At 45.1% G+C, this 14,519-nt stretch carries 12 protein-coding genes and 2 pseudogenes; 12 read left to right on the top strand and 2 right to left on the bottom strand.

Translation table 11 applies throughout. The features are described from left to right. Positions 1-285: 285 nt before the first annotated feature. From AAGG74_RS11410 to padC, 4 genes and pseudogenes are all read left to right on the top strand, one after another. Complete coding sequence (locus AAGG74_RS11410) at positions 286-1,641, top strand: serine hydrolase (protein ID WP_429675493.1); 1,356 nt, start codon at positions 286-288, stop codon at positions 1,639-1,641. Between the two features lie 15 nt (positions 1,642-1,656). Then, on the top strand, positions 1,657-2,340 hold the full coding sequence (locus tag AAGG74_RS11405) for an aspartate/glutamate racemase family protein (protein ID WP_429675492.1): 684 nt from the start codon (positions 1,657-1,659) through the stop codon (positions 2,338-2,340). Positions 2,341-2,455: 115 nt separating this feature from the next. Continuing rightward, positions 2,456-2,882, top strand: a pseudogene (locus tag AAGG74_RS11400) (DUF3237 domain-containing protein). Further along, complete coding sequence (gene padC / locus AAGG74_RS11395; protein WP_429675491.1) at positions 2,842-3,327, top strand: phenolic acid decarboxylase; 486 nt, start codon at positions 2,842-2,844, stop codon at positions 3,325-3,327. Before AAGG74_RS11400 ends, padC begins: the two are co-directional and overlap by 41 nt. Before the next feature lie 213 nt (positions 3,328-3,540). Here padC and pnbA read toward each other — a convergent pair whose 3' ends face one another. After that, on the bottom strand, positions 3,541-5,010 hold the full coding sequence (gene pnbA, locus AAGG74_RS11390; protein WP_429675490.1) for a para-nitrobenzyl esterase: 1,470 nt from the start codon (positions 5,008-5,010) through the stop codon (positions 3,541-3,543). A 74-nt stretch (positions 5,011-5,084) separates the two neighbouring features. Further along, a complete protein-coding gene (slrR, locus tag AAGG74_RS11385) occupies positions 5,085-5,543 on the bottom strand; it encodes an HTH-type transcriptional regulator SlrR (protein WP_429675489.1) in 459 nt (152 codons plus the stop codon). Positions 5,544-5,774: 231 nt separating this feature from the next. Here slrR and AAGG74_RS11380 point away from each other — a divergent pair, with 231 nt between their 5' ends. The 8 genes and pseudogenes from AAGG74_RS11380 to AAGG74_RS11345 all read left to right on the top strand — a co-directional run bounded on the left by AAGG74_RS11380 (position 5,775) and on the right by AAGG74_RS11345 (position 14,519). Continuing rightward, positions 5,775-6,479 carry a YveK family protein gene (locus AAGG74_RS11380; RefSeq protein WP_429675488.1) on the top strand — a complete coding sequence of 235 codons (705 nt, stop codon included), beginning with the start codon at positions 5,775-5,777 and terminating at the stop codon, positions 6,477-6,479. Between the two features lie 5 nt (positions 6,480-6,484). Next, positions 6,485-7,168, top strand: coding sequence for a protein tyrosine kinase EpsB (gene epsB, locus AAGG74_RS11375; protein WP_429675487.1), 684 nt, complete (start codon positions 6,485-6,487; stop codon positions 7,166-7,168). A gap of 233 nt (positions 7,169-7,401) precedes the next feature. Further along, on the top strand, positions 7,402-9,222 hold the full coding sequence (locus AAGG74_RS11370) for a polysaccharide biosynthesis protein (RefSeq protein WP_429675486.1): 1,821 nt from the start codon (positions 7,402-7,404) through the stop codon (positions 9,220-9,222). A gap of 11 nt (positions 9,223-9,233) precedes the next feature. After that, complete coding sequence (locus AAGG74_RS11365; RefSeq protein WP_429675485.1) at positions 9,234-10,379, top strand: glycosyltransferase family 4 protein; 1,146 nt, start codon at positions 9,234-9,236, stop codon at positions 10,377-10,379. Continuing rightward, on the top strand, positions 10,376-11,212 hold the full coding sequence (epsE, locus tag AAGG74_RS11360) for a glycosyltransferase EpsE (RefSeq protein WP_429675483.1): 837 nt from the start codon (positions 10,376-10,378) through the stop codon (positions 11,210-11,212). Before AAGG74_RS11365 ends, epsE begins: the two co-directional genes overlap by 4 nt. Continuing rightward, a pseudogene (locus AAGG74_RS11355) lies at positions 11,205-12,360 on the top strand (glycosyltransferase family 1 protein). Before epsE ends, AAGG74_RS11355 begins: the two are co-directional and overlap by 8 nt. Then, complete coding sequence (epsG, locus tag AAGG74_RS11350) at positions 12,357-13,460, top strand: biofilm exopolysaccharide biosynthesis protein EpsG (RefSeq protein WP_162101817.1); 1,104 nt, start codon at positions 12,357-12,359, stop codon at positions 13,458-13,460. The pseudogene AAGG74_RS11355 and the gene epsG overlap by 4 nt, the downstream one beginning before the upstream one ends. Before the next feature lie 24 nt (positions 13,461-13,484). Next, positions 13,485-14,519 carry a glycosyltransferase family 2 protein gene (locus tag AAGG74_RS11345; RefSeq protein WP_162101816.1) on the top strand — a complete coding sequence of 345 codons (1,035 nt, stop codon included), beginning with the start codon at positions 13,485-13,487 and terminating at the stop codon, positions 14,517-14,519.

Below are 14,519 nucleotides of genomic sequence, written 5' to 3'. Positions count from 1 at the left end.
CAACGGGTCTTTTATCCCCTTTTGTTTGATAGATAATGAAATAAGGCCTCTGTTGATGTAGTTCTATTAGACTAATAAGTTGTATGGAAAATGCGTGATGTTTTCTGCATAAAAGCGTGGTGAATCCGTTTTCTTTCCTGATATATCGGTCTTTTAAAAGACAATGCTTAGCTGCTGTGTGGACGGTGCGATTTCGACTTTAGATTTGCAATTATATTTCTGAATATTTTCAAATCATTGAAACATAGAAGGATAATAATCGTAGACAATAAGGGAGGTGTAAAAATGAAACAAGAAAAAAGCAAGCATCTTAGCAGGTTATTTTCTGTTTTAGCTGAAAAATATCAGTTTAATGGGACGGTTTTGGCTGCGGAGGATGGCGATATTTTATATCATCACTCTTTTGGTTATGCAGAGCTGAAGGAAAAACGCCCTTTGCAGACCAATTCTTTATTTGAATTAGCATCCCTGTCAAAACCATTTACAGCTTTGGGCATTATATTGCTGGAGGAGAAAGGGATTCTTGGATATGAAGACAAAGTGGAGCGGTGGCTGCCCGGTTTTCCATATCAGGGCGTTACCATTCGACATCTATTAAACCATACGTCAGGGCTTCCTGATTATATGGGCTGGTTTATTGCCAATTGGGATCACCAAAAGATTGCGGTGAATCAGGATGTTGTTAATATGCTGATGAATGAGGGGCTGCCTCGTTATTTCAAGCCAAATGAAGGCTGGCTGTACAGCAATACGGGGTATGTGCTGCTGGCAGTTATTATTGAAAAAGCATCTGGCATGAGCTATGCGGATTTTATGAAAACAAGTGTATTTTCACCAGCCGGCATGAAGGAAACGAGAGTGTATAATAGGAGGCTTCGGCCTGAGCGATTGGAGCATTATGCATATGGATATGTGTATGATGTACATTCAGAAACATACGTCCTTCCAGATGATCTGGAGGAAACAAACTATGTTGTGTATCTCGATGGCATACAGGGAGATGGGACAGTGAATGCTGTCGCAAGTGATTTGTTCCGATTTGATCAGGCTTTATATCGGGATGATTTCATCAGCAGGGCTTCTAAGGAATCCGCATTTGCTCCTGTGCGTCTCAACAATGGGGAAACAATTAATTACGGCTTCGGCTGGGGGCTGCAAAACACGACTGAAAAAGGGCGAATTGTCAGTCACGACGGAGGGTGGCCCGGCTATTCGACGATGATGATCCGATATATTGATCATCGCAAAACGCTGATCTATTTGAGTAATAAGGAAGAGGAAGCTGAATATGAACAAGCGATTCTGAAGGCGGCGGAACATATTTTATTTGGCCGGCCATATGAAGTTCCAGAACGTCCTGCTGATAAAAAGAAACAAGCAATTGATACGGCGATATACAGTCGCTATGTTGGCAGCTACTCCTTTCAGGATGGAACAGCTGTACGGGTGACGGCCGAGAATGAACATCTTTATTTGGAGATCACCGGCCAGCCGAAACTGGAACTATTTCCTTCCTCGGAAACCCGTTTCTTTCTGCGATCATTGTCTGTTGAAGTCGAATTTATAGTAAGGGAAGAAGCTGCGAAAAGCTTTATCCTCTATGAAGATGGCTCCGAAGAAGAAGCGATCCGTAAGAATTAGAAAGGAATGAACGTGATGATCGGAATATTAGCCGGAATGGGGCCGAAATCGACCTCGCCGTTTATTGACAAGGTAATTGATTACTGTCAGAAGCTGTATGGAGCTTCACATGATATGGACTACCCGCACATGATGATCTATTCTTGTCCGACCCCCTTTTATGCAGATCGTCCCATTGACCATGACGAGATGAAAAGAGCGATTATTGATGGAGCGGTGAATCTCGAGAAGACAGGCATTGATTTTATTGCTCTTCCTTGTAATACGGCGCATGTGTACTATGAAGAGATTCAACAGGCGTTATCGGTTCCTTTGTTACATATCATTGAGGAAACAATAAAAGAAATTCCGCAATCTGCAAAAAAAGCGGTGGTTTTAGGGACAGATTCAACCATCCAATCCGGCATCTACCAAAAAGGACTGAGGGCAAACGGACAGGAATTTGTTCACAAGGATCATTGGCAGCAGGCTGTGAATCAGCTTATCGCCGCAATTAAACAGCCGAACCATATGCAGCATACACACGTATTGTGGCAGACGCTATATGAAGAAATCAGTCTGCATGCAGATATCATCATTTCAGCCTGTACAGATTTAAATGCGGTGTTAGATCATATTCAAAGTGAGATTCCGATTATCGATTCCGCTGACTGTCTTGCAAAAAGCACTGTCAGCACATATCTTTCCTATCGAAGCTAACAAGGACTGTCTGCAAATCGTCCTTGTTTTTTTGATGCTCCTATTGTTTGACAGTTGCATGAAATAATGTTAAATTAAACATGTAAATAGTTACATGATTTTTTCTGGAGATTGAGTGGTGCTAGTGAAGGATCATCCGATTTTAAAACCATTCGCCTCTTTAGAAATTAAGGTTGATCTGCCTATTGCCATTGGTGGGGCAGAATTGGGACTAAGACGATGAATTTTTATTCGTTCGGGAACAATAACCGTGGCAGTGAAACATTTATCTGCCACATATCTCAGAAACAGCCGATCATGAACTGATTTACATGAAAAATAATAGAATACGGCAAGTCATCGAGTCGTTTCGAGGACAAGCTGCGGCCGGAGAAATCATTGATCCGGAGCATGTTTTTTCCGTAAGGTGCCGAAGCAGGCAGTGAGCCGATATCGGTTCCGCAGAAAGAACCCCTGATTACGTTCGACGAAGTACAGTAAAGACTAAGGAGAGTGTGAAAGATGGAAAACTTTATCGGAAGCCACATGATTTATACTTATGAAAACGGATGGGAATACGAGATTTATATTAAAAACGATCATACTATTGATTATAGAATTCATAGCGGAATGGTTGCCGGGCGCTGGGTTCGGGACCAGGAAGTCAATATTGTCAAACTGACAGAAGGCGTTTATAAAGTGTCTTGGACAGAGCCAACAGGCACAGATGTTTCATTAAACTTTATGCCGAATGAAAAACGTATGCACGGCATTATTTTCTTCCCGAAATGGGTGCATGAGCATCCAGAAATTACGGTCTGTTACCAAAATGACCACATTGACCTAATGAAAGAATCCCGTGAGAAATACGAAACATATCCAAAATATGTTGTACCTGAATTTGCAGAAATTACTTTTCTGAAAAATGAAGGAGCCGACAATGAAAAAGTAATTTCGAAAGCTCCTTATGAAGGCATGACAGACGATATTCGCGCGGGAAAATTGTAAAAAACAAAAACCCGGGAAAAAGAGAGTAAGTTCTCTTTTCCCGGGTTTTCTTTTTGTCGAATTTACGGGAACGATCACAGTTCTCGCGAAAATCGTGATGATTCCCAGTCAATTAAACGGTCTTGAAATGGATGTTCCCATAAAACCACGACTGCTGACAAGCTGATGATACAAGCAGCTACAATGATGACAGCGTATCCTTTTTCCTTATGTTTATTTTCCTTGTGAAGGGAATAGGCTTTGTCTTTTTTCGGAGTCAGGATCGTTTTCAATTGTAAGCTCAGAATCGAAAATCAGCGTCTTCCTTGTATCTTCATGATACGATGGCCAATTTACATCTTTAGTGCTTGGGTTTCCTGTTTTTGCGAACGTGATCCATGCTGATTGTATGGTATGAGACAGCTGTTTTACATCTTCGGTAATCTCCGCTTTTGCCATGCGTTCTAACCCGTCCAGATTTCCGAAAACAAAAGGAATTTCTATGGCGTGAACCGCTTTATGAAACGGCGGATGATCCGAGTGCCAATCAAAGCGGTACATCCAGACAGATGCGTTATGGGACTGGGCGGATGCATAGGCAACCGACGGACGCCAAAACAATAAATCAGTCATCATATGAATTTGGCTTTCCAGCGAACGGGGATAAAGGTCGGCAACTTTCTCGGCCAGCGGCTGCCCTAATAAATACTCAAGTGCGGCATCCAGCGTTTCCTGCGGAAGAACGGCTGAGTCGGGTGGGAAAAATAAATAGCCTTCATCTCGATTTGTACCAATAATAATCGGAATGCCGTCAGCAGCACCTTCTGCGATTGCTGTTTCTGGTTCAGCGGGCAGCGTTTTCGGATCAATGGCGGGCTGGAAGAACAGCTGAAAGATATTTTCACCTTCTTCTTTTCGAAGCTGATCGGCAGCTTTCAGCAAATCTTCCGCAGATACAGTGTGCAATCTGTCCAATTGATTTTCGTCAATCCCAAGAACCTGTAAAAAGGCGGCTGCTGTACTAGCCGCTTTTTCTTTTGTCATCGTTCTGGAAGCGCCGCTTTCCATGATCGCTTTCTGGAACAGGCCTTTTGCTGCCGGCATAGTAAGCAGCGCGGCAATACTCATGCCTCCAGCCGATTCTCCAAATACTGTTACGTTATCCGGATCACCGCCAAATGCTGAGATATTGTCTCGCACCCATTTCAGTGCGGCGGCTTGGTCTAAAAGCCCAAGGTTATCGGAATATGCATCATCAAACGAAGACAAATGTAAAAATCCAAATGGCCCCAGTCGATAATTCAGCGTAACGACAATAACTTCTCCCTGTGCCGCAAATTTTGAGCCATCGTATAATGGCTCACTGCCTGATCCAAGATAAAAAGCGCCGCCGTGAATCCATACCATGACAGGCAGGTTTTGACTTGGAGTGTCCGGCGCAAATATATTGAGAGACAGGCAGTCTTCAGACTGACGGGGCGGCTCAGCATAGGAAAATGACAGTAAATCAGACGGCTGCGGGCAAATCGGGCCGTACACTGTTGCGTCAAGTTCGTTTTCCCACGCTTCTGGAGGTTCCGGTGCTTTGAAACGCAATGGTCCGACAGGCGGCTTGGCATAAGGGATGCCTTTCCATTTATGTACACCATTTTCCGTTGTGCCTTTCACTTTGCCATATTGAGTTATTACTGTTTTTTGAGTCATTGCATTCTCTCCCTTTTTCCCCCATTATAAACAGGTTTGCCCTGCGGATGCGAACGTCAGCCCTTGACCGATATTCATCTTCCCATCGTTTTGAAAAAGGATTTAACTTCTTGGACGGTCAAGCCGATTTCCCTGGCTTCTGCCATCAGCGCTTTCCATTCTTCAATATTAGATTCAGTCAGTTTACGTTTGCGGTAGGAAGTAGTTTTAGACGGTTCTTTCTTTAGTATGTTCGTAAAAGTGAACAACTCTTCTTTTTCCATTCCAGCTTGGACGGCTTGCACAAGATGCACGCGCCATTCGTTTTCTCCACCGCTGATTTTTTCATACAACATGGTTTCTGCGTCGAATAATTCTGTTAATTCAACCTCTAGTGTGGCAGAAATTTTCTTTAAGAATTGAACGGATGGATTCGTGTGAACCCCTCTCTCAATCTTGCTTAAATAGGATTTAGATACACCTGATTCCATAGCCAGCTGATTAATAGAATAGCCTTTTCTTTTGCGGTATAAACGGATAATTCTTCCAATCATGATATGAAATTCTCCTCTATTCCTGTCGTTATTTTGTTCATTATAAGGAATAATTTGTTCTTTATAAAATTTGAAATCATAAGGGAAGTGTAGTAAATTAGAGAAAAATCATGATTTTGTTCTTTAAAGAGAACTTAATGGCTTATTTTGCAATTTTTAAATAGAATAGTTTTCTTTTATAATCCAATCATTAACAGAAAGGGGCGCGGGAAGCCTGAAGGCTATGAATACATGAATGAAAATATGAGTTTTAAAGAGTTATATGCGATTGTCAGACAGAGGTTCGTGCTGATTCTGCTCCTTACAATCGGCGTGACCCTGATTTCGGGTTTTGTGCAATTTAAGGTCATATCACCGACCTATCAAGCGTCGACACAAGTGCTAATTCATGAATCAGGCGGTGGAGGAAACTCGAATCTCAGTGACATCCAGCGAAATCTTCAATACAGCAGCACGTTTCAATCGATTATGAAAAGCACGGCTTTGATGAAAGAGATCAAGGCAGAGTTGCATCTTTCTGAATCGGCTTCCACGCTGAAAGGAAAAGTAGTGACCAGCAATGAAAATGATTCAGAAATTATCACCGTTGCCGTCCGAGATCACGACCCGGAGAAAGCGGCCGAGATTGCAAACACATTAGTGGACAAGTTTGAAAAAGAAGTAGATGAAAGAATGAATGTGCGAGGCATACATATATTATCGGAGGCAAAGGCTTCTGAAAGTCCGATGATCAAGCCGGCCAAGGTGCGAAATGTGATTATGGCTTTTGGCGCTGCTGTCATCGGCGGCATTACACTGGCATTTTTTCTGCATTTTCTCGATGATACGTGCAAAAGCGCACGGCAGATCAGCGAGAGAACCAGAATGCCATGCTTAGGCTCCGTCCCTGATGTCCGAAAAGGGCGGAATTGCGGGAAACAACATTTCGGGGAGTGAAGCTGATGGTCTTTAGAAAAAAGAAAGCAAGGAGAGGTTTGGACCAAATATGTGTTTTGCACAATAAATCAATTGTTGCGGAACAATATCGCACCATTCGGACAAATATTGAATTTTCATCCGTTCAGACCAACTTGCGGTCTATCCTTGTCACCTCCTCTTTGCCTGGTGAAGGTAAATCGTTCAGTGCAGCGAATCTTGCGGCTGTCTTTGCGCAGCAGCAGGAAAAGAAAGTGCTGTTGGTGGATGCTGATCTCAGAAAGCCGACCATCAATCAGACGTTTCAGGTGGAGAATGGAACAGGGCTGACAAATGTGCTGGTGGGGAATGCTTCGCTCTGTGAGACGGTGCAAAAGACGCCGATCGATAACTTGTATGTGCTGACAAGCGGACCGACTCCGCCGAATCCGGCTGAGCTGCTGTCTTCACAAGCGATGGGAGATTTCATCTCTGACATCTATGAACAATTCAGTCTCGTTATTTTTGATTCCTCTCCGCTTTTGGCGGTTGCGGATGCTCAGATTCTAGCAAATCAGACAGACGGCAGTGTGCTCGTCGTTTTAAGCGGAAAGACGAAAATCGATACCGTCCTGAAAGCGAAGGATGCACTGGAGCAATCCAATGCGAAGCTGTTAGGCGTTCTTTTAAACCAAAAGAAAATGAAAAAATCAGAACACTATTCCTACTAAATAGATAGAAAAGGTGATGTCTCCTGACCTGTATCAATGGAGGCACTCGGCTCTGCTGTGGGCAGCTGAAGTTGCTGCCTTAGATGCTGGTCATCGCTGGCGGGGTGTGAGGACGGGTTAAATGCCCACTTATCTGATATATACATAAGACATGTTGTCGGTTTAGCTGTTGACGATGTTTTGAAAGCAAAAAACCGCCGCAGCTAAACCGATAAAGATTAGGGGGGAAAAGGTTGAGTTACCGGAGAAGACTGTCAATGATTATTGCATTGGATACGTATCTCGTTTTACATTCAGTTATTGCAGGATATCAATTTTTAGAAGATTCTTATCAGTTTGATGACTCCGGAGCATTATTGCTTACAGCTGTCAGCTTGCTCCTCAGCTATCATGTATGCGCTTTTCTGTTTCATCAGTATAAACAGGTATGGACATATACCGGACTCGGCGAGCTGATCATCCTGCTTAAGGGTATTACACTTTCAGCTGCTGTGACAGGCATCATTCAGTATGCTGTGTATCATACGATGTTTTTTCGTCTGCTCACTGCATGCTGGGTGCTTCAGCTTTTGTCTATCGGGGGAACCCGTGTGTTATCCAGAGTGTTTAAAGAAAGCATCAGAAAAAAACGCAGCGCTTCATCCCGTGCGCTGATTATCGGAGCGGGTTCAGGCGGGACTTTGATGGTCAGGCAGCTGCTTTCAAAAGATGATCCCGACATCCTGCCAGTCGCTTTTATTGATGACGACCAAACGAAGCATAAATTAGAAATTATGGGGCTGCCTGTGATTGGCGGAAAAGAAAGGATCATGCCTGCAGTGCAAAAGCTCAAAATTAACTATATTATTATTGCCGTTCCTTCCCTCCGCACTCATGAGCTTCAGGCATTATATAAAGAATGTGTGCGAACAGGAGCAACCATTAAGATTATGCCTCATGTTGATGAAATGCTGCTCGGCACACGAACTGCCGGACAAATCAGAGATGTAAAAGCTGAGGATTTGCTAGGCAGAAAGCCGGTAACCCTCGACATCAGTGAAATTTCGAACCGCATCAAAGGAAAAACAGTTCTCGTGACAGGAGCGGGCGGATCAATCGGCTCGGAAATTTGCCGGCAGATCAGCGCGTTTCAGCCTAAGAAAATCATTCTGCTCGGCCATGGAGAAAACAGCATTCATTCAATTTATACAGAGCTGAACGGACGATTCGGCAAACACATTGTATTCCATACGGAAATTGCGGATGTGCAGGACCGTGATAAAATGTTTACCTTGATGAAAAAGTACGAGCCGCATGTTGTTTACCATGCAGCTGCCCATAAACATGTGCCTTTAATGGAACATAATCCTGAAGAGGCTGTCAAAAACAATATTATCGGAACGAAAAATGTCGCGGAAGCAGCCGATCTGTCGGGCACAGAGACGTTCGTGCTGATTTCATCAGACAAAGCGGTAAACCCGGCCAATATAATGGGGGCGACAAAACGATTTGCAGAGATGATGATTATGAATCTCGGGAAAGTCAGCAGAACCAAATTTGTCGCTGTCCGCTTCGGCAATGTGCTCGGAAGCCGCGGCAGCGTCATTCCGATTTTCAAAAAACAGATTGAAAAAGGCGGACCGGTGACGGTAACACATCCAGCGATGACCCGCTATTTTATGACAATTCCAGAGGCCTCAAGGCTTGTCATTCAGGCAGGGGCACTGGCAAGAGGGCGTCAGATTTTCGTTCTCGATATGGGAGAGCCCGTTAAGATTGTGGATCTGGCCAAAAATCTTATTCATCTCTCCGGCTACACGACTGAGCAAATTCCAATTGAATTTACGGGTATTCGCCCCGGTGAAAAAATGTATGAGGAATTGCTGAATAAAAATGAAGTGCACACGGAGCAAATCTTTCCGAAAATACATATCGGCAAAGCGGTGGACGGCGATTGGACCGTGCTGATGCGCTTTATCGAGGACTATCATGAGCTTCCGGAAGCCGATCTGAGAGCGAGGCTGTTTGCGGCCATTGATACTTCTGACAAAATGACGGCCGCCACGGTTCGTTAGGGGGAGCGAAGATGACGAAAAAAATCTTGTTTTGCGCGACTGTTGACTATCACTTTAAAGCGTTTCATCTCCCTTACTTTATCTGGTTTAAACGAATGGGCTGGGAGGTTCATGTCGCCGCAAGCGGTCAAACCAATCTGCCGCATGTGGATGAGAAATTCTCTATCCCGATTCGCAGATCACCCTTTCATCCTCACAATCTGTCCGTTTACAGACAGCTGAAGGAAGTGATCGACGCCAATCAATACGACATTGTCCATTGCCATACGCCGGTTGGCGGCGTGCTTGCCAGACTTGCGGCGAGGCAGGCAAGGCGGCATGGAACAAAGGTGCTGTACACAGCGCATGGATTCCATTTTTGCAGCGGAGCGCCGATGAAAAATTGGCTGCTTTACTATCCGATTGAGAAATGGCTTTCGTCTTATACAGACTGCCTGATTACCATCAATGAAGAGGATTACATACGGGCGAAAGGACTTCAAAGATGTGAAGAAAACACGCGAAAAATACATGGCATCGGCGTCAATACTGAACGGTTTCGGCCTGTCAGTCTGGACGAGCAGCATAAACTAAAAGAAAAACATGGCTTTCATGAAGACGATTTTATATTGATTTATCCGGCTGAGCTCAATCAAAACAAAAATCAGAAGATGCTAATCGAAGCCGCAGCCTTGCTGAAAGATAAAATTCCGTCGCTCCGCCTTGTTTTTGCCGGAGAAGGAGCGATGGAGCAAGCGTATCGGACGTTAGCTGACAAGCTTAGTGCTTCTGACAATGTCCGCTTTTACGGCTTTTGCGGCGACATTCACGAACTGATCCAGCTCGCAGATGTCTCTGTCGCATCCAGCATCAGAGAAGGCCTCGGCATGAATGTGCTGGAAGGGATGGCAGCGGAAAAACCGGCGATTGCCACGGATAACCGGGGACACAGGGAAATCATTCGGGACGGAGAAAACGGTTTTTTGATTAAAATCGGTGACAGTGCTGCTTTTGCCGACCGGATTGAACAGCTTTATCACCAGCCCGAACTTTGCAGAAAGCTTGGACAGGAAGGCCGAAAAACAGCCTTGCGTTTTTCAGAGGCGCGAACGGTGGAAGAAATGGCGGATATTTATTCCGCGTACATGGATATGGATACAAAGGAGAAAAGCGTATGAACTCAGGACCGAAAGTTTCTGTCATTATGGGCATTTATAATTGTGAACGCACTTTGGCGGAAAGCATTGAATCCATACTCAGCCAATCCTATAAAAATTGGGAGCTGATTATGTGCGATGATGCCTCAACAGACGGCACGCTCCGCATCGCGAAGCAGTACGCCGCTCATTACAGCGACCGCATCAAGCTGATTCAAAACAAAACAAATAGGCGGCTGGCCGCTTCGTTAAATCATTGTCTTACACATGTGACAGGCGAGTATATCGCACGCCAGGATGGAGACGACCTTTCCTTCCCGCGCCGTTTGGAAAAGCAGGTCGCGTTTTTAGAAAAGCACCGCCACTATCAGGTGGTTGGCACAGGCATGCTTGTATTTGATGAAAACGGCGTGAGAGGCACACGCACCCTGCCTTCCGCTCCGGAGCCGGGTATTATGGCAAAAGGAACTCCGTTTTGCCACGGGACGATTATGATGAGAGCCAGCGCCTACCGCACGCTGAAAGGCTACCGTTCGGTACGGCGGACGAGACGGATGGAGGATATTGATTTGTGGCTTCGCTTTTTTGAAGAGGGCTTCAGAGGCTACAATCTTCAGGAAACCTTGTATAAAGTAAGGGAAGACAGCGATGCATTCAAACGGCGGTCATTTACGTATTCTATTGACAATGCCATCCTTGTTTATCAGGCATGCAGACGCTTAAAGCTTCCTATATCTGACTACATATATGTCGCAAAACCGCTCATTCGCGCGTTTATGCCTGCCGCCGTAATGAATCGATATCATAAAAAAAGGATAACGAATCAAAAGGAAGGGCTTGTCAAACATGAATAGCAGTCAAAAACGCGTGCTCCATGTTCTTAGCGGCATGAATAGGGGCGGCGCGGAAACGATGGTGATGAATTTATATCGGAAAATGGACAGACACAAAGTACAATTTGATTTTTTGACGTATCGAAATGATCCGTGCGCTTATGATGAAGAGATTTTATCTTTAGGCGGACGGCTTTTTTATGTCCCAAGCATCGGGCAAAGCAATCCTCTTACATTTATAAGGAATGTGAAAAACACGATAAAAGAAAACGGGCCGTTCAGCGCGATTCATGCGCATACAGATTTTCAAACGGGTTTTATCGCTCTTGCAGCAAGGCTTGCCGGGGTGCCGGTCAGGGTATGTCATTCTCACAATACGTCATGGAAGACTGGATTCAACTGGAAGGATCGCTTGCAGCTAATGATGTTCAGGCGGCTGATTTTGTCGAATGCGACAGCACTGTGTGCCTGCGGAGAGGATGCGGGCAGGTTTTTATTCGGGCAAGCCAGCATGGAAGAAGATCGTGTCCATCTCCTCCCGAATGGAATTGATCTTGCTTTATTCGCTCCAGACGGGCAGCGGGCTGATGAAGAAAAAACAGCACGCGGCATAGCAGCTGACCGTCTTATCATCGGCCATGTAGCCCGGTTTCATGAAGTGAAAAACCACGCGTTTCTGCTCAAGCTTGCCGCTCATCTGAAGGAACGAGGGGTCCGCTTTCAGCTTGTGCTCGCAGGAGACGGGCCGCTGCGAGAGGAGATGGAAGAGGAGGCACGGCGGCAGGATCTGCTTTCAGATGTCCTTTTTTTAGGCACTGAAGACCGCATTCATGAATTAATGCGCACATTTGATGTGTTTGTTATGCCGTCTTTATATGAAGGCTTGCCGGTTGTGCTTGTGGAAGCGCAGGCGTCGGGGCTTCCATGCATTATTTCAGATCACATTACAGATAAAGTCGACGCCGGACTCGGGCTTGTGACGAGATTGAGCCTTTCTGAGCCGATCAGTATCTGGGCTGAAACCATTGCGAGATCGGCCGCCGCAGGCAGGCCGAAGCCGGAACTCATCAAAGAAACTCTCGCAAAACTCGGCTACGATGCACAGCAAAACGTAGGAGCGCTGCTGAATGTATATAACCTCAGCGGCGGAAAAGGACAATAAACGATGATTGTATATGCCGTCAATATGGGCATTGTATATATTTGGTCCTGGTTTGCCAAAATGTACGGCGGGCGAGACGATTCACTCGCCACGAGGCATCGGCCGAATACGCTTCTGATTTGGATTCCGCTTGCTTCTCTTGTGCTCGTATCGGGTCTCCGCTATAGAGTAGGCACAGATTTTCAGACGTACACGCTCCTGTACGAATTAGCGGGCCAATATCAAAACGTGTGGCAGATATTTGGCTTTGGCACAGCAAAAACGGCGACAGATCCGGGCTTTACAGCACTGCTTTGGCTGTTGAATTTCATAACGGAAGATCCGCAAATCATGTATATCACGGTGGCTGCTGTGACCTACAGCTTTATTATGAAGACACTCATCGACTATGGAAGGCCGTTTGAATTGAGTGTCTTTTTATTTTTGGGAACTTTTCATTATTACGCGTCTTTTAATGGCATCAGGCAATACATGGTGGCAGCCGTTTTGTTTTGGGCCATTCGTTATATCATCAGCGGGAAATGGAAGCGATATTTTCTGATCGTACTGATCAGTTCGCTCTTTCATTCCTCAGCGTTCATTATGATTCCAGTGTACTTTGTTGTCAGAAGAAAAGCCTGGTCACCTGCGATATTCATCTTATCCGCTTTATTTCTGGGCATGACATTTTTATATCAAAAATTCATTTCAGTATTTGTCGTTGTGCTTGAAAACAGCTCATACAGCCATTATGAAAAATGGCTTACGACAAACACAAATGGAATGAATGTGATCAAAATCGTTGTCTTGATTTTGCCGCTATTGCTCGCCTTCTGCTACAGGGCGCGTCTTCGGAAGCTGTGGCCGCAAATCGATATCGCCGTTAATTTGTGCCTGCTTGGTTTTTTGTTCGGGCTTTTGGCTACAAAGGATGTGATCTTTGCCAGATTCAATATTTATTTCGGGCTGTATCAAATCATCTTAGTCCCATATTTCGTCAGGCTGTTTGATGAAAAATCAAACGCCCTTATCTATATCGCGATCGTTGTTTGTTATTTTCTTTACAGTTATTTGCTTATGCCGGTTGATTCATCCGTTCTGCCTTACAGAACGATTTTTTCCCGGTAATTTATGCAAGAGGAGCCGGTCATTATGGAAATACCTGCGGTTAGTCTGTTAGTCGCTGTTTATAACACAGAAACATATATCAGAACATGTCTCGAATCATTGCGGAACCAGACCGTGGACAATATTGAAATTATCATCGTTAATGACGGTTCTCAAGATGCCAGCCCGGATATCGCGGAGGAATACGCCAAAAAGGATCACAGATTCAAAGTGATTCATCAGGAGAACCAGGGTCTCGGCGCGGTTCGAAATAAAGGCATTGAAGCGGCGCGAGGTGAGTTTATCGCGTTTATCGATTCAGACGATTGGATCGAGCCCGATTACTGCGAGCAGATGCTTCGGGCAGCAGGCGATGAAACTGATCTGGTCATTTGCAATTACGCCGCAGAGTTTGAGGACACTGGAAAAATGATGGTCTCTGACATGGCGGAAACCTATCAGGATCAGCCGAAGGCTTATTATATAAAGGCATTATTTGAAGGGAAGGTCAGAGGATTTTCATGGAACAAGCTGTACAGAAGAAGCATGGTTAAAGCTCGTGGACTGGCGTTTCCGCTCCGAGGCGAGCTGGAGCATGTCGAGGATCAGTTTTTCAGCTTCCGGGCTCATTTTTTCGCCCGCTCGGTATCCTATGTAAAGGTGCCGCTCTATCATTACCGAATCCACCTTTCGTCCATCGTGCAGCGCTATCAGAAAAAACTGTTTGAATCAGGGCTTGCGCTGTATGAGGCGAACGCGGCATTTTTACAGGAGAACAACAAACTAGATGAGTACAGTAAGGAGCTTGATACCTTCATCGTGCTTCACAGCAGCATCTGTATGCTGAATGAATGGAAAACAAGCGGCAGCGGCCGGCTGTTTGACAAGGTTAAAAATGTCAGCGTCATTTGCGCGGACCCGGTGTTTCAGCAGAGCCTCTCAAAAACAGGTACCGCGCCTTTTGACGCAAAACGGTCATGCCTGCTGCTGATGGCGAAATACAGAATGATTCCGTTCGTCGCTATAGCATCGGCTGTGTATCAGCGGGTGATCGAGTACAAAATGAGAAACAGAGGGTGA

Source organism: Bacillus mexicanus (assembly GCF_050445615.1).
In the GTDB taxonomy this organism is placed as follows: Bacteria; Bacillota; Bacilli; order Bacillales; family Bacillaceae; genus Bacillus; species Bacillus mexicanus.
The sequence above is the reverse complement of the archived record's forward strand: the minus strand, read 5'-3'. Positions and strand labels throughout refer to the sequence as shown.